Consider the following 18,495-nt stretch of genomic DNA (forward strand, 5'->3'; position numbering starts at 1 on the left):
TAATCATTCGAATGTCCGGCGAAGAACCTGGTTGGGCAGGGTGCCGAGACCGTCAGCGGTCAGTTTCACCACGTCACCGGATTGGCTTCGGGGACTGGTACGGGTTATTGATCGGTATAGACATTCCGCAGACCGTTGGTCCAGATGATCACCAAGACTGTTCAGTCACTATCCGGCCGGGGATTGGCGCTTGGCACCTTGTTGCCGCTTCCCTGATGCCCACTTTGATCCCTCGGACATATCTGACGCAACGGGTGCCGGCGGTTGCTTCGCCTTGGGCTTTGGGTTGGGTGTCGCGGGGCGTTGGCTCTGGCGATATCTCGAAATTCCAGAAGTCCGGCCCTCAAGGCGTTTCGTAACCCGGCGCGTGGCAAATGTGGTCGGCTTCGGCATTGCAGCCCTCGTGGTCGGGTCGCTTGCAAGCGACGATCTGCTCCGTGCCGTGTTCCGCATTCTGGATTCGTCGTGAAGCAAACTCGATGCACTACTCGAGCTTGACCGGCCTCAGCCCGTCGATAGCGACAAGACCGGTAGTACGGCCCCGTTGGTGAAATGGGATCAACTCGGCCGAGCCGGCCGCGAGTTCCTCGCAGGAACCGGTTCGCTTGTATGTTGGCCTGGGCGCCACCGCCGATCCTCAAGCCCGTGCGAAGCTTGCCCTGGATGAGCTGAAACGCGTTGGCGGCTTCAATTGCGCTTCGCTCATTATCATAATGCCGACTCGTACGGGCTGGATCGACCCCGCCTCAATGGAAGCCTTAGAATACCTTTGCCACGGTGACGTCGCCAGCGTTGCGGTCCAGTATTCCTACCTGAGCAGCCCGCTGTCGCTTCTAGTGCAACCGGAGTACGGCGCCGAAACGGCGCGCGCCCTCTACACGGAGATCTATGGCTACTGGACGAGCTTGCCCAAAGGTTCGCGTCCTGAACTCTATCTGCACGGGCTTAGCCTTGGCGCGATGAATTCGGAAAGATCGACGGGCCTGTTCGAGATCCTGGACGGCCCAATCAGCGGTGCGCTGTGGAGCGGACCGCCATTTGAAAGCCGGGCTGGCGTTCGATCAGCGACGCGCGAAATCAGGGAACGCCTCAATGGCTGCCCGTTCTTCGCAACAGCAACCTTGTCCGGCTCATGAAGCTGGACGGACCCGTGGTGGCTCGGAATACCCCATGGGGATCCATGGGGCCGTCTATCTTCAACTATGCCAGCGCTCCGATCGTCCTCTCCGACTATCGCGATGCTTACCGTACGCCGGACTGGATTGAAGGCGCCGCGCGGCTTCAATCCAGTCCATCCCTGGCCGAGCAGTTCGAAATCCCCGCCGCCTGATTGACCGCGCATCGGGCCTCTCTGCGCTCCTATTCAGCCGTTGCAACAAAACCATCTTCCGCCGTCGTGGAAACGTAACAAAAGTTTCGCACGGCCCGCCCTGCCGCCGAGGTATGTACACATGCCGCCATCCCGGCGGCTTTCCAGATGGAGATTTGCCATGAACAAACAGAACCTACCGCCATCCCGGCGGCTTACCAGATGGAAAGTCGCCATGAACGAACAGAACCTCGATCTTCCGATGAAGAAGTCCATCGCCGTCCAGGCGCTGCTACCGAAGGTCCGCCTGCCAGGCGACAGCGCGACCCTAATGTACTACCTCTAAGCGCCGCTTCAAGGCCGCCCCTTCCGGACGGTACTATTTTGGGGGAACGACAGTAACGACCGTGTTGAAGGCGGAAATCAGGCTACAGGATCTGAGAGGCAGCGTGTTGCTACGCGCGGGCCGAGTGGAATTCGGCGGGAGCTGGATCGAGGCTTTTGAGCATCCAGCGTTGGAAATGGTGCTGGTCACAACCGACGGCCGATGGTTCGCCGTTGTACGTGAGCGAGCAACCGGAGTGACCACACCGGCGCCAGCCCAGGCCGTCGGTTTCGACGCCTATGTCGAGCTCTACCAGGAATGTGTGGCCTGGCCGCTGGACTATGTGATGGTCGAAGTGGTGAAAGAAGAATGCCGGATGCGCATTCGCGCCGGCGTTCTGGGGTCTGCGCCGATCTACTTTCGAGCCCAGGACGATGCGGTACTATTGTCATGGGATTTTGCCGACTTCCTGGGTGTGCCATTCGCGCTCGATGCCGAAATCGCAGCGCATTACCTGACGCTCGGCACCTTCTACTCGGCGCGGCAAATCTGCGCCGGCGTCACCATGCTGACGGAACGCGCTTCGATCTACGTTGCTCCCAGAATGGCAAGGTACTGCTATCCGGAAGCCGTGGAAGTGGTCGGGCCCACGGAAGCGCAGAGCGCATTCGATCCTGACCACGGATTCCGCCAGCTGTTGCATGAGGTCATGGCCATGAGGCCGATCAAAGCAGGCCGGGCTGCAATTGAGCTGAGTGGCGGAATGGACTCGGCGGCAGTCGCAGCCGCAGCGCGTCACACGATGGGCAGGCAGTCCAGCAAAGGCATCCTACTGGATGGCCAGCACCGGCATGCCCAGGTCGAAAGGCGCAACGCGATCATCGCGCTGCTTGAGCTGCGGGATAGCACCGTGAACATGTCCGATTTCCTGCCCTGCCTCGATCTGCGGCCAGACGCTCGGCCGAAGGAGCACCCGTTGAGCGAGTTCTACCTGGAAGCCTTCGAGGCGATTTGGGCCGATGCGCGAAGCGAAGGCGCGCAGTACGTGCTGACGGGGATAGGCGGCGATGAACTGTTCCCGCTGTTCGCCGGCGAAATGGCCCACACCCGCGTGGCGAGCGAGACGATGATCGCCGAAGTCGGTTCCTACGCCGAAAGCATTCTTACACCACGCGCCCTAACGGCAGCACGCTCGATGCGGTTGTTCGATGCGCCCACGAGCCTGGTTTCCATGCCGACGCTACTGGCGCATGTGTGCAGAGCTCCGTACCTGCTGCGGCGTGGGTTGTGGCCAATCAATCCGCTGAGTGATCCGCGGCTGATGGAATACTGCCACACGCTCCCACTGGCGGCCCGGTTCCAGCGAACGACAATGCGCAACTACCTGAATTTGAGCCTAAATGCTGGCATATTCCCCTGCAACTACGCAAAGGAGACTTTCGCTCGTGTTCTTCCGGAATTGATCGCCCAAGAGGCTGACCGTATTGCGTCGCAGCTGAAAGACTGCGCGCTCGCGGATTTCGGCCTGGTCGATCAACGGGCGGTACTGGACCTGTTGGCGGAGGTCACGGCAACCCGCGCGGAAGCGCCCTGCGCGCCGCTGGCTTTCTTCCTGTGGCTGGAACGATTTGTGCGGCAGGCGACGTGACGGTGGCGACGGACGATAGGGCAACAGTGGAACCGGTCGTTGCCGCCTCTTTGGAGGCGGATTACCGCCTTTCGGCCGAGGTCCGCACGGTTGCCCGTGGCGTCAATTGGACGCTTGCTGTAGGGCCGGAGGGAGCGCCAGTGGCCTATGTTCGCCTGTACCGGCCCGAAGGTCGGCTGGAAGCCGAGATAGCGGCCGAGCTTGCGGTGCTCGATGCGGTAGTGGCCACTGACCGATTGGACGTGGCGAGGGCGGTGGCTAATCAGAAGGGGCGCTTGCTAACGCAGTTGCAGGTACCAGGGTTCGGCACCCGGCCAATGGCCGTGTTTCAGGTGGCGGCGGGCCGGCCAATGCGCGAGCGACCCGACGATCTGCGGGCCGCGGGCGCGGCGCTGGCCGACCTGCATGGTCAGACGCAGCTGGCCGCGCGCGCGCTCCAACGCGAGCTGGTGTCCGAGGCGGAGGTTGATCGGACTATCGCCCAGATTGAGGACGGCTTCGCCGCTGAGCGCGCCAGGCTGGTGGCTGCGGTGGCCGATTTGCGGGGTCAAGGGGTGAGCCGGGCGGGTGGGCCTGCAGGGTTCTGCCACGGCGATTTCCGGATGGCCAACCTGCACAGGGCTGGCGATCAGATTGTGATGTTCGATTTCGACGATTGCGGCCTTGGTCCACAGCAGCTCGATCTGGCCACCATCGGCTGGTGGCTGGAACTGGCTGCGGGCGACAGCGCCGCCGAGTTGTGGCGAGCGTTCCTCGCTGGCTATGGCCAGGCGGAAGGCGACGCCGAGCTGGGCAATTCCCTGCGGTGGCTTGTGGTAGTCCAGCACCTGCGGTCACTGCGTTTCTTACAGGACTACTGCCAGTTAGATGCCGAAACCTGGGCTGATGCCTTGGACAGCGCCGCCGGTATGGTCGAGCGGGCTGCCAGCGGTTCCTTACGCTTCTTGGCGGGCGCGTGATAACCATCTTCGACGCTAGGCTGTCGGACGTGCCGTGGTGGAAGCACTGATCCGGTACCAGGGGTCGGCTTCCCTGGAGTGGCTGCAGGCGGTCGTGGATGCCCGCTAGCCATCTGTCGTTTCGAAAACGGGAACGAAACATGCAAGACCACCGATCGCCGGGAGCGTTGCAACGTTTCGCCTCCAGCACTCAGCTACCGGCAACTGCTTTTCAGTTCCGTCCCGCCGCCGTGCTGCACATACAGTTCGCTACCATCGCCTCGAGGCTTTCGATTCCTGGAAAATTGCGGCCTGCGTCGCCTGAAAACTAAGACGCCTCAAGGCTTCTCACGCAGAGGGAACTTACCGTGACAACACCCTCAAGCGTCGTAAGCTGACGGTGAAAAAACCGCTGTTCGCGCTTAAGCCTGAAGCGCCTCTTAGGTCGGGACCTGCTTTTCCACTATCTACTCCTCGCGGAAAGCCCTCTGTACTTGATCGGAAAGAGGCTTAACCAGATACGACAGCATGGTGCGATCAGCGGTTGGAAAGAAGACCTCCGAGGGCATGCCTGGAGCCAGCGTCAAGCCATTCAGCTTGGCGAGTTCCTCCTGTGGCAGCATGACACGCGCCGTGTAGAAACCCAGACCCGATCGCTCGTCGATGGTCAGATCGGCGGATATTCTGGTAAGCACGCCGGTGAGCTGCGGTGTAGTTTGCTGATTAAAGGCGGAAAGCCGTAGGACTGCCTTCTGGCCCGACGTGACCTGATCGATGTCCTGGGGTGCGATGCGTGCCTCAACGGTGAGCTTGTCAGCGACAGGCACGATGAGCATGATTGGGTCTCCTGCGGAGAGGACGCCGCCGACCGTGTGGACGGCAAGCTGATGCACAATACCGTCCTGAGGGCTTCGGATATCCACGCGTTTTAGTTCGTCTTCGGCTGCGACCTTGCGCTCGACAAACTCGGAAATCCGTCCTTGGACCTCGCGGAGTTCAGCCGCTACTTGGCTGTGGAGGTCTTGGTCGATCTGGACGATCTGAAGCTCGATTTCCGCACAGCGTCCCTTCGCCTGTGCAATCGAAGCGGTCAGTTGGCCATGCTCACCTTCCAGCTTGATGGCATCGCGCTGAAGCGCGGTCATCCGCTGGATCGAGACGTATTTCTTCTCCCAGAGCTTACGAATGCCTTCGAGTTCCGTGCCGATCAGTTCGATTTCCTGCTGATCTGCGCCCTTTTGCTCGGTCAGGCCAGAAATCTCTTCGGCAAGCTGGGCGATGCGCTCCGTAAGCTGTGCCTTCTGGCCGATCCGCGCCCGCCGTCGGAATTCGAACAGCAATCGCTCTGCGGCCATGATGCGGGCGATGGCCGGATCGTTTTCCCTTGATGCGAGCTGTTGTGGAAAGGTGATAGTCTCGCGCCCGTCCCGTTCTGCTTCGAGCCGGGCAAGGCGTGCCTCGAACTCATCAAGGCCCTTTGCGACGATTGCGAGATTGGTGCGGGCAAGCGTTGCGTCGAGGCGGACCAATACGTCGCCCGATTTTACGGCATCGCCTTCCCGGACGCGGATTTCGCCGACGACACCGCCGGTGGGGTGCTGCACCTTTTTTACGTTTGAATCAACTACAAGCGTTCCCGTTGCGATGACGGCGCCAGAAATTTCTGTGACGGCGGCAAGGCTTCCAACTCCGCCCACGAGCAGAATGCAGGTCGCGACACCCGCGAGCAGATAGCGCCGGATGGCATGTCCGGCCGTGGCATTCCGGTCCGCGATCATGCCCCAGCCTCTTCGGGTACCGAAACGACCTTCAGCGGCCCCCGCGTTTGGACCGGACGGGTAACCTTGTTCAGTACGTCGTTTTTCGGACCAAAAGCCTGAACGCGGCCATTCGCCATCACCAGAATCTGATCAAGGCTGACCAGGGCGCTCGGCCGATGCGCCACCACGATGGCGATGCCACCTCGGTTGCGAATGCCTTGGATCGCCTCAGTCAATGCGGACTCGCCTTCGGCATCGAGATTTGAGTTCGGCTCGTCGAGAACAACGAGGAACGGGTCACCGTAGAGCGCGCGAGCCAATGCGACGCGTTGCCGTTGCCCGGCTGACAGCGCGGACCCCGCTTCGCCGATGCGGGTGTCGTATCCCTCAGGCAGATGAACGACTAGATCGTGGACGCCGGCCGCCCTTGCCGCTGCCAGTATCTTTTCAGAGCTTGCTTGCGGATCGAAACGGGCAATGTTCTCGGCAATCGTCCCATCGAAGAGTTGGACGTCCTGCGGCAAATAGCCAACGTGGTTCCCGAGATCTTCCGGCCCCCACTGATCGAGCGTTGCGCCATCGAGCCTGACGGTGCCACGAACTGGCATCCAAATGCCGGCGATGGCTCGCGCAAGAGAGGATTTGCCGGAAGCGCTTGGCCCGATGATCCCAAGGCCAGCGCCTTTGATCAAAGCAAGGCTCGCATCCTGCACGACCACACGGCGCTCGCCGGGCGGGGAGACGCTCACACCCACGACAGACAGGGAAGCTGCGGGTGCGGGCAGGACTACAGTGGTCTGCATCTCCGGAAGCAACCCCAGAAGTCTCGCCAGGCGGCTCCAGCTCTGACGCGCCGACACAAAGCCCTTCCAATGCGCGATCGCCAGTTCGATCGGCGCAAGCGCTCTACTCATCATGATCGAACTGGCGATCATGATGCCGCCGGTCGCCTCCTGTTGGATGACGAGCCTGGCGCCGATGGCCAGCATGCCGGATTGCAGCACCATACGCAGAATCTTTGAAATCGTGCCCAGCGTTCCGGCCACGTCACTCGCCTTGGACTGTGCGTTCAGATATGCGGTATTGGCGACAGACCAGCGCTGGGCAATGCGCGATCTGAAGCCCATCGCCTGGAGTACCTCGACATTTTTCCGCGAGGCTTCAGCGAGAGCATTACGTACTGCCGCATAGGTGCTGGCCGTTTTTGTCGGCTCCCTTGTCCACATCTCCGCCAGCATGGTCAGCGCGAAAAGGGCAACTGCACCGCCGAGCGCCGTCACCCCAATCCAGAAATGAAACAGAAAACAGAGTCCGATATAGAGCGGCATCCAGGGAAGGTCGAAAAAAGCGGTCGGTCCGGCACTCGACAGAAACGATCTCACCTGGTCGAGGTCGCGCAGGGATTGAAGGCCGTCGCCATCAAGTTTGGTCCGAAGCGGCAAACGCATCAGGGCCAAGTAGACTTGATTGCTAAGCCGGGCGTCGAGCGCCAAGCCGATGCGCACCAGCAGGCGCGACCGGATTAGCTCAAGAGCACCTTGGAACGCGTACAGCATGCCGGCCAACAACGCCAGCCCGACCAGCGTCGGCATACTGCGCCCCGGGATCACGCGGTCGTAGACCTGTAACATGAAAAACGAGCCGGTCAGCGCCAGGATATTGACGACACCGCTCATCAAGCCAATGCCGGCGAAGGCCAGCTGGAACGACGCTAAAACCGTTGCGAGGGTAAATCGCGGCGGATCGCCTGGGAGGGAACGCGCAGGTGAAGTCACGTCGCAGTCCTTTCAGAATTCACACCACACCCTGCGTGGCGTAGCCGCACCGCTATGGGCCGCTTTAGTTGTGGCCCAGGATGAATCGCCGATTGGGTGAACGGATCGGCCGCGCATTCAACGGGTAGAGCGTCGTAAAGCGCTTGATGTCCGCCGCGTCCACCTCGACCGGTTCCATGGCCACCATCCACTCGACGCTCTCGGTGCAGGGCGGTGTCGTCAATGATCCCTCATAGATCCAGTAGCTGAGCGAAACCGGCAGAAGCCCGTTGGGATCGACCTCGTCGACTGCTATCTCCTTGCCTGGCCGCACGGGAAAGGCCGCAGCAAGGCGGGCAAAATTGGCATTATTCGCGCCTGGCGTCAGAAAGACGCTGAGCACACCCAGAGTATCGCTCTGTGTGTCTTTATGTACGAAATGCGCTTCCATCGGGAAGCTCTTGCCCGCCACGTGATGCTCGCTCGGCGCATGGAAATGGAACTGTACCAGTTCGTAGACGCGATCCCTGCAGGCCAACGTGCTGCCTTCCGGCATATTGATTTGAATGGTATGGCCGTTGTTCACCATTCCGCCGCTGCCCTTGTGCCAACCGATGACGATGCGCGGAATATCCGCCTTGACCGCGCCGGCGATATCGATCGGTGACTGCTGCGTGCCCGCCGAGCAGACAAAATTCTCCTTATCCAGATCGGCCCAGTGCTCCGGTCCGACCGAGCCCGCATATCCCCAATGGGTGCTCGCCGGGCGTGCGGCCTGGGCGTAGATCGGGCATGCGCTCAGCGCAAGGAACCCTTTGATCAGATCCCGACGATGCATATTTGTTTCGCTCCTTGATGCAAACTGATGTTTTCCAATTGGGGCTATCCCAGGAGATTGCGAGGTTGCTCCATGCCTTGAGGGTCTTGGAGCAAGCGGGAAAGCCTAGTTCAGCGTTTCGAAGAATTGAATCATATCAAGCGGCTTCGGCGACTTTGTAGGACCAAGTGTGAATGACAGGATGGCGATTGACGTCCTCAATGCCTGCCATGATGCGCTGCTAGAGCCGGTGCTTCGATGCCACCCAGATGTGACGAAGGGCGGATCGGGCGAACTTTGAGACGAAGCCCTCGATGAGAGTGAGCCCGGAGCTGTGCTTGGGTGGAAACATGAAGCGATCAGGCGGTTGGGCGGCAAGCCGGCGATCATCCGGAACAAGGGGGCAACTCCTTGCGTATCGTGCGTCTGCCCGGGCGTCAGAACGAAGCCAAGCGGGCGGCCTTTGGCATCGCATCGGGCATGAAGTTTTGTGGTGAAGCCGCCACGCGATCGGCCAAGCGTCTCGGTTTCTTGAGTCCCCTTTTTATGCCAACTGCACAATGATGTGCCCGGACGATGGTGCTGTCGATCATATCGGCGCTGACGTCTCGCTCGACCATCTCGGCCAGCGTTTCGAGCATGGCATCGAAAAGCCCGGTCTCGACCCATCGTCGGCAGCGGCGAAACACGCTGTTCCATTTGCCATATTCATCCGGCAGGTGTCGCCATTGCGATCCCGTCCGCGCCATCCACATCATACCCTCGAAATAGAGCCGGTTGTCTTGGACCGGTCGGCACCTGCGTCCCCGCCCAGACGATAGAAGCGGCCCAACCAGCGATTACTCTTCGACCGACACTCCGATCCGTTCGCCCAAGGCTACCTCCACATCGGCGCCTTGAAGCAAAACCCGGATTCGTCAGCAACCTTTGTCCACGGAACCTAGTCGGATAACATCCTGTCCAATGCCGTGCGGATCTTGGTCGCCCTCGACGTCTCGATAGATGTGCTGTATTCCCGTGAGCCCCGCTGGACAGCAAAGGCTTCGAGCCGTCCGGCCAACGACTCCGTTTTGGGGTCGCGCCTGCTGGTGCTCACATCTTCGTCTCTGATACCAGGTTGGTTGCTTGCAACCTCATCGATCACTCTGCTGGAGTGGGAGTGCTTATAAAACAGCGCCGGGAGCAACTTTTCTCCGTGAAACAGGTTTATCTCGGCATATTGCAACATGGCGTCGGGTGAGGGAAAGTAGTCGCTGGAAACATCCCCCTCGTTGGCAATCGTTCCATGCCGATGAAGATTTTCATGCCAGTTATCGAAGGTTGACGATTTTTGGTATGACGCTAGCGCAAATTGCATGCCGAACATCAGGCAATCGCTGGAAGATTTCTGCGCGCCAACCCCGATAAAGGCCCACTTCTGCTCCGTTCCCAGCTGCTGTAGCGTTTCCCGTCGCAATCTGGAGTATGGGGTGACGAAGGTATAGAGGTCGGCCGGCTCCATCACGATAACCGTCGGTCCTGCTGCGGCGCGGGTTCGAACATCAGCAGCAAAGTGGTGCATTTCGCCGTCTGCCAACCGCACGACAGCGCGCCATGCACCATCCGATGATCGGTCCGCCAATGCGCCGAGAAACTCGGCGGGCGAGCCCATATACCTAAGATTAAGGTCCGGGTAGCGCCTATTATAGTTATCCGCTAGGCAATCGATATTGTCGACATCAAGGGACAACAATTCCTCGTCGGGCTGGAGGTTGGCAGACAGATAGCGAGCCACTTGCCGACCGTATTCCACTAGACTGGACGAAATTCCCGCTTGGCTGGCACGCTCAAGTGTTTGCCCAAGCAGCTGGAGCTTCTCGTTAACGCGGGCCGGACGAATACGGCAAGATGCGGTTCCGTCATCGGCGTCGTGAGATGGTCTGGACGAGTGCTCCTGTTCAATACTGGATCGAGGCGGACTCGATCGCACGGAATCTACGTGAGCAGCAAACTCGGCTTCCTGGGCTCGTCCATCATCCCGAGAGGTCTCGCGCCGTATGCTCAGTCGTGAAATGCAGCCGCCCATATCTACTCATCTACTCTTCTGTCGAAAGGATCACCCGACCGGGCGCCACGAGTTCATCCGCAAGGACTGCCTTGAAGCCGTGATCGCACTGGCCATGGGCGACGGCGACTCCCCGCAGGCAAAAAGGATGTGCCATAGCGATCGCCGTGCCCGGCCGTGTTTCTCGGCCGAAAGGTTGGCCGAGAAAGTCAGATGTATAGATCGGCGGTATGTATGATGGAGAAATATTTTTCCGGGTGATGCTGAACGTCGCTAGCACTTACATTGGTGAGCGTAATCGAATTACCCTTTCCGAGGTCAACGACCGCGGAGGCCGGGCCATCCTCCTGGACGCGATTGGCAAGATCTTGAATCGTGTGAATACCAACGTCGTTGATCCCTTCCGCGACGTACAGTTTGTCCTGCCCTACCGTGAAGTCGCCCACGGAATCCTTGCCGCCCCCGCTGTTGAAGATGAAGGTGTCGCTGCCATCATTGCCGTACAGAGCATCGTTGCCCTCATCACCGAACAGAACATCATCGCCTGCGTTACCAAAAAGCGTGTCGTCTCCCTGATTGCCTTCCAGACTATCGGCGCCCGCGGCACCGGAAATCCAGTCGTTTCCACCCAGGCCGCGGATGTAGTCCCTCTCGGGCGTCCCAATCAAATGATCGTCGGTTTCTGTGCCGCGGATTATTGCCATGTCTTTCTCCTTAGCTGTGTCTGCTAGGCGAGCGGTCATCGCGCGCTTGCCGCCGCAACGTACACGTCAAAGCTGTCCGTCACCTGACTTGCACCCCCGGCGCTGTCACGTCGTTTGAATTGTATGTCAAACGGCCCTTTCAGTGCGGAGCTGTCAATCCGATCTCGCACTGCCATCGCGGGGTCATGGTCCTTTCCGAGGTCGAGTGCCTCATGATAATGCTCGCGGCGGGGGCCTCAACGTTTCCACGAGATGCAGATGAACTGCTGTCAGCCGTTTGACCGAAGTCGCCGCAACCACCGTCCCGGCGGGGACGTCACGGGTTCCGGAAGCCGCCAAGAGCGGCGACCGGATGGAGGTTGACCGAGCTCGGAAACGGGCCGCGTCATACGATTAGGCCGGTACCGCCCTAATGCATTCACTTAACCTAACCCTCGCCATGTGAGGCTCTGGCAAGCTTCAACCACCCGCCTCGATACCCCGCTCTTCTCAAACCGCAATCACCCATTTTCCGCGACAGCTCGGAGGGATGTTTTTCCCCCGCTTCACGGTCTTTCTCCGTCCACTCGACGACGTGGGGGCGGCCTCCTTAAGAAGATAAGAGGCATCGTTGATCGCGATCTGTCGAGGCCTGATGCCCGGGCATAGGCCAGCAAGTCGCTTGCATGCATGATTGATGAAGCCACCACCGTTGAAGTTCAGCGATGTGTTGCAAAGTCCACCGGCTCCGCTTTTCGCCTTGAACGAATTTAGCAACTGAAACAGGTGTTTTTGCTCCTGCGAAACGGTCTGGACCCGCGCTGTGCCGTCAACGTGCGTGACGGCTCTCAATCGGCTATCGAGAACCCTGTGGAAAAGAAGCATATAGGGCGAGGGGCGTGCCAAGTCGAAATGGAGCCCAACGTCCCCTTCCAGGCACACCGGCGCGATCGGGCGGAAACCCTCCCGGTTCTGGATGCGGTTTAAACGCTCATGGGTTGCCTTTGCGAGTCGAAAGGCGCCGCGAGTATTGACCGGTTGCCGAGCGCCCGTGGCCTGATTTCGCAATTCACCTGCACCCAGCCGATCACCTTGTCGCTGAGCAACGCCGAGGCTACCTGGCCGTAGTCGAGTGGATGGACCTCGAGCCCGGTCAATTTCATCAAGTGTGAAAGGCTGGCCTGAAGAGACGGTCTATTTGATCTTCGCATTGCCGGTGAAATGCCGCATCGCGTCGACCGCGGTCCCAATCGCCGAGCCTGTATCGTTTGTACATAGCGGAATGAAAACATCGGAAAAAAGATACGTTTCGAGCCAACGCCGATTCCACTCGCAGTTTAATCCACACCCGCCGGAAATCAGCAGCGGGAAGCCCTTTGCCAGCTTCCTGTTTTGCGAAAGTGTGGAACGGATGGAAGATGGCGTCCGAAACCCGCCTAGCGAGGTTGGTAAGCTTCTGATGGGTTACGCCAATGTTGTAGTAGGGCGAATTCCGAAAATCCTCCTTGCGCAGCGGGGGCACATCGCTTGGAAGCAGGAAATCGATCAGCTTCTGCTCGTCGCTGTCGGGCGATCCGGTCTGCCCACAGGCGCAAGCGCCATTACCTTGCCTGCGTCTTCGAAGCGCGTTGGCTCTTTGGGCAAGGTGAAATTCGGATCGACGAGCGCATAAAGCAAAGCATATTTGTCACCAGGATTCGCCATCACTTTTCCCAAAGGCACGACCTGCAGGACCCATCGATTTCATAGAAATCGCCGCACCATCCGACCCGGATCAGAGCGTACGTGACAGGGATTCCTGGCCGGGAACGGCGACATGCCGCAGGCGTCCCGGACAATTTTCTGAGGCTCGTCAGCCTGTCAACAGCTACGTCGCCTAGCATGGGAGCCTCGAAGCGAGGCGGCGATGCTGCGTAAGGGTCGCTGGCGGTAGCCTTGGTCGCGGTGAATACGATTCATCGTTGTGCTGGTTTCAGATTCCGATACCCGGATTATCGGCCGAAGGCTTCGCCGCTTACTCAGCGCTTTGACGTGCGCCAGATTTCAGTTTGCCGTGCGGATTTGTGAGGTGTCATGGAACGAACGAACAACAACTTCAACCTGTTCGATTTTGATGTGGAGGCATTCGCGCGAGCGTACTATCAACGGCCGCCGGGCCAGCAATCGGAACATGCGCGCCAGCGAACGAGCTTTGAGGAGCAGCTTGGCGAGTTGCAACTCAGTTCCTCTGATGAGAGCTCCGGTGAGGATGGCTCGCCTGATGCACTCTCCGGAAAGCGCGGTGGAGGGGCCTGGCGTGACATGGGCGCTTCCATGCGGACGCCGCCTCGGTTTACGCCGAGTGACAGCTATTTCAGCGGCAGCCGCCACAGCGTCGACATCCGCCAAGCTCACCTTGGAGGGACGAGCCAAGTGCCGCCGCAGTCCAGTCTTCGTCCTGATCCGTTCAGCAGCGCACGTTACACCTCGTCACCTGTGGCGCAGCCCGAAGTCCAGACGAAGAAAGGCAAGAACCGCGGACTGTGGTCGCGCATCAAGTCAGGTGTGGGGAAAGCGTTCAGCGGGAGCCACCGCGACAAGGCGTTTGGCGCTCCAGTGCAGCAAGAGGTCGTTTCAACGAGCGTTCGAGTGTATCACGCCAAGCAACCGTCCCGCATACGCGGTGTCTTTGACGCAGACGAGGCGCTCTTGGAAGAGTTTCGAAGCCGAGCCACAGGCCGGATGAGCGACGGCACCATTCGAAATGCTCAAGCCGACGTGCGCAATTTCAGCGCCTGGCTTAGCAGGAACGGGAGGGCGCCAATCGCGGGCAGGCTTGGCAACCCTCAGCTCGAACCTGGGTTGGAGCGCGATTTGGAAGCCTACGCGACGGATTGCAAGAGCGGTACCAGGCGCACCAAGGCAGCATTAAACAAACTTCGGGATGTTCAGGCCGGAAACGTCTTGTCGACCAGCAGCCACCGCCTGGCTCCCTATTCCGCAGACGCGACTCTCATCGACATGTGGGCTGCAGCGGAAAAGGCGACAGGCAGGGTTGAGCCGGACACCGTCGACAGACAGGCTCGTCGTCTTTCCAGACTGAGTGATTGGCTGCAGGGGCATGGCAGGGGCGCCATGGCTGGCAGACTCTTCACCCATGGGCTCGCCCAAGATGTTGAGGAGTATAAGCAACAAGCGGAGGACACCAAAATCAAGCCCGATTTGCTCAGGCTCCAGCGATACCAACAGGTGCTCGATGCAAACCAAATGCTGGGGTTAACTCCCGCTCGGCAGCCCGCGTCATCGCAAGAGCTTCCCCCAATGCCAGCCTCCCCGAGCGAGGGCGCTTGGACTTTGTTGAGGGAGCACATGCAAGAACCTGCATCATGGTCGCCTGCACCACACCGCGGCCCTCAGCCTAGCTCTTCGCAAGAGCGTCCCGCAACACCATCCATAGGCACGCCAAGCGAGGGCGCTTGGAATTGGTTCAGGGGGCATATGCAAGAACCTGCATCATGGTCGCCTGCACCACACCGCGGCCCGCAGCCTAGCTCTTCGCAAGAGCGTCCCGCAACACCATCCACAGGCGCACCAAGCGAGGGAGCCTGGAATTGGTTCAGGGAGTATATGCAAGAACCAGCGACACCATCGTCTGCCGCAGGTGCGTCGTCAGACTTCTATGGCGACTTTGAGCCCCTCGTTAATCTGAGTCCACCCACACCGTATGGACTGCATGACTATGTGCCTGGCCATACCAGACAGCCCTCGTTCGTCGGGCCACCAACGCCCCCGCAGGAGGTGCCGGATATTGGGCCTGTTGTGGGCGAGGGCTGGCGCCACGGCTCTCAATCCGCCTCGGCTATCCTGATAGACGTCTTGGAGAACGTCAACCTCCTGCCAAACCAGTTCGGCCCAAGGCGGGTCGACATCAACGGTGAGCGGTACTCGGTCACGCTGGGGCCCGCAGGGCGCAGCGACGTTCGTCTCATCCATCATCCTCGCGCCAGGCAGGGAGATGAAGCCGCGTCATCCTCTCGGCAGATAAATGAAGCTGGGCCATCCAGTCAGGGTGTAGCGGATCTTGGGTATCTTATCCGCGGGGGATGGCAGCACCGCGAACGCTTGCTTCCGAACTACCTTGCTCGAGCACTAGAGGGTGAGCACCTCATGCCGGAACCCGGGCGCCCAACGTATTTCAACATCCGCGGCGTGCCCTACAGGGGCGAGTTCGTAGAAACGGACGGCGGTCCACGCGTTCGTATTTATCCTGAAGTGGGCTGAAGAACGGCGCCCTCCGTATTGGCCAACACGTTGGCTCGGTGCAGACCGAAAGAGCCGGAAACCCCAGCGCCGGCGAAGCGGACCCGCAACTTCGCGATGCTTTCGCTTGCGATTGGCGGTCTCAAGGGTGGCGCCGATCTCGTCGGCAGCGCTGCGGCCACCGTCAACGAGCACATCCCCAAGGCGCACCAGCGCTACGCCAACACGAAACCGGCGAACCTGATCCGTCAGGCAGCCGGGATTGGCGCCAACACCGCCATCCTGGTCGAGCGGATGATGCGGGCGACAAGTGACGGATCACTACCTCTTCATTGTTCTGGACTTGTACCATTTACTCGTTGCCGCTCGCCCGAGTACGCTTGCGTCGTCCAGTTCTACAGTCGGGTTTGTCGCGTCCGCGACACGGTTTTGTTCGGCGGGCGCGCCGCCGCACTCTCAGAAGCCGTTGAATAAATGCAGATTTTATTTCTCTAACGTTGGCGCAACTCTTGCTACTCCCTTTGCGCGACGGCCTGAGTTGCCAACCGTCGTCACTGACTTATCTTCTCATTCGAAAGGGAGACAACAATGAAAACCGTTATGTCAACCTATGGAGTAACCGAGTTAACTCCTGAAGAAGCATCCGAACTTTCCGGAGGGTGGCTTCTTTGGCTGGCTTTGGGTTTGGGGTTAATTGTGCCTCGTCTATAATGCCTCGCTTAAAATGACCTGCGGCTGAACTTTCATCCATCAGCAATTAGAGTATTTGTTTTCGTTACCCCGATACCATTCTCTAGACCGCCGGAAGGTAGAGTTTCCCGGCTTTCTCACGATGGCGGGCTGGCGGCGCCATCGGGATTAAGCAACGAGATCGGGGCCTTGTGCCCGATCGCCCCATGCGGGCGCACCTCGTTAGACAACACGACGACAGAACGCCCACGGGATCGCGGAGCACGAGCTTTTCTACCCGTGGCATCCTTGGGCCGGGAGCCTGGCCCATATTCATGAGGTGGTCGAGAAGGCTGGTAGAGAGGGTTTCCGTTGCAGCCTCTCTGGTCGGGGATCCGATCGGTGGCTGGAGATTCCAGCCTGGATGTTTGATCGGGCGGCTAGTGCCGCCTGGCAGGTTGGCGCCGCTCCCATGTCGATATTGCTGCGCTACGCGCCTTGGCGACCCTGCTGCAGGATGTAGCACCCGCTTCGGGCACCCCATCGCAAATGCGAGATTCGAGCGCAGCATTGGGCGCTCACGACGCGAATCGGGGAGATGTCCATGCCGCGCCAGCTCACCAGGTACCAGTTCGATCTGTTCTCCAATCCGCACGCTGTCGAGACGCAGCAAGACGCCGCAATGGCAGACGCTGCCCGCCGAGACGCGCCGGACGCTGATGAAGCTGATGAAGCTGATGAAGCTGATGAAGCTGATGATCCGCCTGATCCTCGACCACGCCAACGGCGACCTCGCTCGGGAACGACAGGAGGCGCGCCATGATGTCTGAGAAGATCAGGCCGCATCATCTGGAGCGCAAGGCGATCCTGTATGTTCGGCTATCCTCGGCCCATCAGGTCCTCCACAATCGTGAGAGCAGCGCCCTGCAATATTGTCTCGCATCGAGACGGTCGACGAAGACCTCGGTCGCTCGGCGGCCGGCGGCTTCACACGTGCCGGATTCGACCGAATGAGCCCACCTCCACGGCGCGGGAGCCGGACGGGCGCATTCTTCCCACCCCTCACGCTCGAGTTGCCCAGACGGATGAACCGGCCTCTGGCTCGGGCAGCGCACCGCAGGATCGGCTAGCGCTCGGCCCCTGGGCGCCCGCCTGCGGCCAGTGCGCATGGCCCAACAGCACAACGGTTATGATTGCGGCGTCTTCATGCTGGAGGCCACGCGGGAGCTGACTCGACGGTTGGCGCAAAAACCGCGGCTGCGGCACGGGTCCCTGCACCTCGACAATCTGGTCGCCGATCGCCAGGCACTCCAGGAGCGGCTTAGGGCTGATCCCCGTTTGGGCTGAGGGGGCGATCTCATGGTGGCGCACCGTGAGGAGCCGTCGCGATATATGCACGTGCATGAACACTTCGCCGGCCGGCTACAAGCGCCATCGCTTCCCTCATGCTTCGGCACCACGCCGGGAATTCTTCTCAGGCGGCGAGCGCTGTCGTCCTTTCTCACCACCGCAAGAATTTATCTTTCAAGCCTTTCAATGCGGTCCGGTTAGTGTGCCCCTGGATCGTGCAGGTTTTTGACCTGAACCGGTTGTGTGCGTCAAGCCAGGGTAGTTGATTGGTGGTCACGGCTTTCTGTTTTCGCAAGCTCTCGCCGTTGAGTTCGATGCGATAGGCATTGTGAACAAGCTGGTCCAATACGGCGTCGGCGGAACGGCAGCCCGGTGACGGCGGCACCAAACACTGGCCTCTGGAACAGCGATACATGGCGCAGGCCGACGGCATCCATTTCGAAGATCCGGGCAGCGGGAAACCGCCGCTTAAGCAGCGCTGCGAAATCCGGGGCGGATCCGATCAGCGTCAGAACCTTCTCCCGCCCCACGCGCGACAGCAGCGCCCGTATGAACGGGCCGGTTTCCGGACCGAGCTCCAGCGCGGGACCTGTCCCGGGGCCGATGTCGAGCGTCATCGAGGCCGCCATGCTGGGGCTGGACGGCGTGACGGAGCCAATCCTGAATGGCGCCACGGTCCATGCCACGAGAAAAACAGGGCATACCAACCTCAATCCCCGACAGCACGCCAAACAGTTTGACGTGGCCACTTGATTTCGTTTCATCGCCGGACAACTCATCGCAGAAATCGCCTCCTCAGGAGGAGGCTATTCTGGGCCGGTTCTCGCGACGGCGAGAGCGCCCCAGCCACTCCATCAGCCCGAGCGCGTCATCAAATTCGCGCGAGCCGCTCCTGGAGTGCCTGGCGATCGGCGACCAGATTGTCGAGGTGCAGGGACTCGCGCCGCAGCCGCGGTTCT

Annotated in this window: 16 protein-coding genes and 4 pseudogenes; 8 read left to right on the forward strand and 12 right to left on the reverse strand. The window is 60.1% G+C overall.

Annotation, left to right across the window (positions count from 1 at the left end; translation table 11 throughout):
• Positions 1-529 precede the first annotated feature (529 nt).
• From OHD62_RS33090 to OHD62_RS33105, 4 genes and pseudogenes are all read left to right on the forward strand, one after another.
• Positions 530-667: pseudogene (locus OHD62_RS33090) on the forward strand (hypothetical protein); the annotation flags it as partial.
• Positions 606-1,330 (forward strand): annotated as a pseudogene (locus OHD62_RS33095) (alpha/beta-hydrolase family protein). The pseudogenes OHD62_RS33090 and OHD62_RS33095, both read left to right, overlap by 62 nt.
• 386 nt (positions 1,331-1,716) lie before the next feature.
• On the forward strand, positions 1,717-3,282 hold the full coding sequence (locus OHD62_RS33100; RefSeq protein WP_006204684.1) for an asparagine synthase-related protein: 1,566 nt from the start codon (positions 1,717-1,719) through the stop codon (positions 3,280-3,282).
• Between the two features lie 140 nt (positions 3,283-3,422).
• Entirely contained in the window at positions 3,423-4,241 is an 819-nt protein-coding gene (locus OHD62_RS33105) for a phosphotransferase enzyme family protein (RefSeq protein ID WP_167361638.1), read from the forward strand.
• A gap of 446 nt (positions 4,242-4,687) precedes the next feature.
• Here the strand turns inward: OHD62_RS33105 and OHD62_RS33110 are convergent, their stop codons facing one another.
• From OHD62_RS33110 to OHD62_RS33145, 11 genes and pseudogenes are all read right to left on the reverse strand, one after another.
• Positions 4,688-5,998 carry an HlyD family type I secretion periplasmic adaptor subunit gene (locus tag OHD62_RS33110; RefSeq protein ID WP_006205563.1) on the reverse strand — a complete coding sequence of 437 codons (1,311 nt, stop codon included), beginning with the start codon at positions 5,996-5,998 and terminating at the stop codon, positions 4,688-4,690.
• Positions 5,995-7,755, reverse strand: coding sequence for a type I secretion system permease/ATPase (locus tag OHD62_RS33115; protein ID WP_006205562.1), 1,761 nt, complete (start codon positions 7,753-7,755; stop codon positions 5,995-5,997). Before OHD62_RS33115 ends, OHD62_RS33110 begins: the two co-directional genes overlap by 4 nt.
• 64 nt (positions 7,756-7,819) lie before the next feature.
• Positions 7,820-8,572, reverse strand: a complete 753-nt coding sequence (locus OHD62_RS33120) for a carbonic anhydrase (RefSeq protein ID WP_263791656.1) — start codon at positions 8,570-8,572, stop codon at positions 7,820-7,822.
• 105 nt (positions 8,573-8,677) lie between these two features.
• Complete coding sequence (locus OHD62_RS35835) at positions 8,678-9,250, reverse strand: transposase (RefSeq protein WP_139032256.1); 573 nt, start codon at positions 9,248-9,250, stop codon at positions 8,678-8,680.
• Positions 9,202-9,387, reverse strand: a pseudogene (locus tag OHD62_RS35840) (transposase); the annotation flags it as partial. The pseudogene OHD62_RS35840 and the gene OHD62_RS35835, both read right to left, overlap by 49 nt.
• A gap of 104 nt (positions 9,388-9,491) precedes the next feature.
• On the reverse strand, positions 9,492-10,325 hold the full coding sequence (locus tag OHD62_RS35650; protein ID WP_006205559.1) for a YopJ family acetyltransferase: 834 nt from the start codon (positions 10,323-10,325) through the stop codon (positions 9,492-9,494).
• 479 nt (positions 10,326-10,804) lie between these two features.
• Positions 10,805-11,299, reverse strand: coding sequence for a hemolysin-type calcium-binding protein (locus OHD62_RS33135; RefSeq protein WP_006205558.1), 495 nt, complete (start codon positions 11,297-11,299; stop codon positions 10,805-10,807).
• A gap of 489 nt (positions 11,300-11,788) precedes the next feature.
• Positions 11,789-12,346: a carbamoyltransferase C-terminal domain-containing protein gene (locus tag OHD62_RS35845; RefSeq protein WP_412177451.1), complete on the reverse strand. Its 558-nt coding sequence runs from the start codon at positions 12,344-12,346 to the stop codon at positions 11,789-11,791.
• Positions 12,262-12,570, reverse strand: a complete 309-nt coding sequence (locus OHD62_RS35850; RefSeq protein ID WP_412177252.1) for a carbamoyltransferase C-terminal domain-containing protein — start codon at positions 12,568-12,570, stop codon at positions 12,262-12,264. The genes OHD62_RS35845 and OHD62_RS35850 overlap by 85 nt, the downstream gene beginning before the upstream one ends.
• Complete coding sequence (locus OHD62_RS35855; protein WP_412177452.1) at positions 12,473-12,739, reverse strand: carbamoyltransferase N-terminal domain-containing protein; 267 nt, start codon at positions 12,737-12,739, stop codon at positions 12,473-12,475. Before OHD62_RS35855 ends, OHD62_RS35850 begins: the two co-directional genes overlap by 98 nt.
• Positions 12,740-13,321: 582 nt before the next feature.
• Complete coding sequence (locus tag OHD62_RS33145) at positions 13,322-13,495, reverse strand: hypothetical protein (protein ID WP_156788644.1); 174 nt, start codon at positions 13,493-13,495, stop codon at positions 13,322-13,324.
• 2,139 nt (positions 13,496-15,634) lie between these two features.
• On the opposite strand from OHD62_RS33145, the gene OHD62_RS33150 reads away from it, so the two are divergent.
• Together OHD62_RS33150 and OHD62_RS33155 are read left to right on the forward strand one after the other, a co-directional pair.
• Entirely contained in the window at positions 15,635-15,991 is a 357-nt protein-coding gene (locus OHD62_RS33150) for a hypothetical protein (protein WP_040583823.1), read from the forward strand.
• Between the two features lie 1,362 nt (positions 15,992-17,353).
• A complete protein-coding gene (locus OHD62_RS33155; RefSeq protein WP_081482321.1) occupies positions 17,354-17,533 on the forward strand; it encodes a Ulp1 family isopeptidase in 180 nt (59 codons plus the stop codon).
• 271 nt (positions 17,534-17,804) lie between these two features.
• Here the strand turns inward: OHD62_RS33155 and OHD62_RS33160 are convergent.
• Positions 17,805-17,894 (reverse strand): annotated as a pseudogene (locus tag OHD62_RS33160) (AAA family ATPase); the annotation flags it as partial.
• 245 nt (positions 17,895-18,139) lie between these two features.
• Here OHD62_RS33160 and OHD62_RS33165 point away from each other — a divergent pair.
• Entirely contained in the window at positions 18,140-18,289 is a 150-nt protein-coding gene (locus OHD62_RS33165) for a hypothetical protein (RefSeq protein ID WP_006206560.1), read from the forward strand.
• Positions 18,216-18,495 (forward strand): hypothetical protein (locus OHD62_RS33170; RefSeq protein ID WP_263791683.1); only part of this gene is annotated, 280 nt, incomplete at its 3' end. The genes OHD62_RS33165 and OHD62_RS33170, both read left to right, overlap by 74 nt.

The organism is Mesorhizobium sp. YC-39, from assembly GCF_025753795.1.
GTDB lineage: Bacteria > Pseudomonadota > Alphaproteobacteria > Rhizobiales > Rhizobiaceae > Mesorhizobium.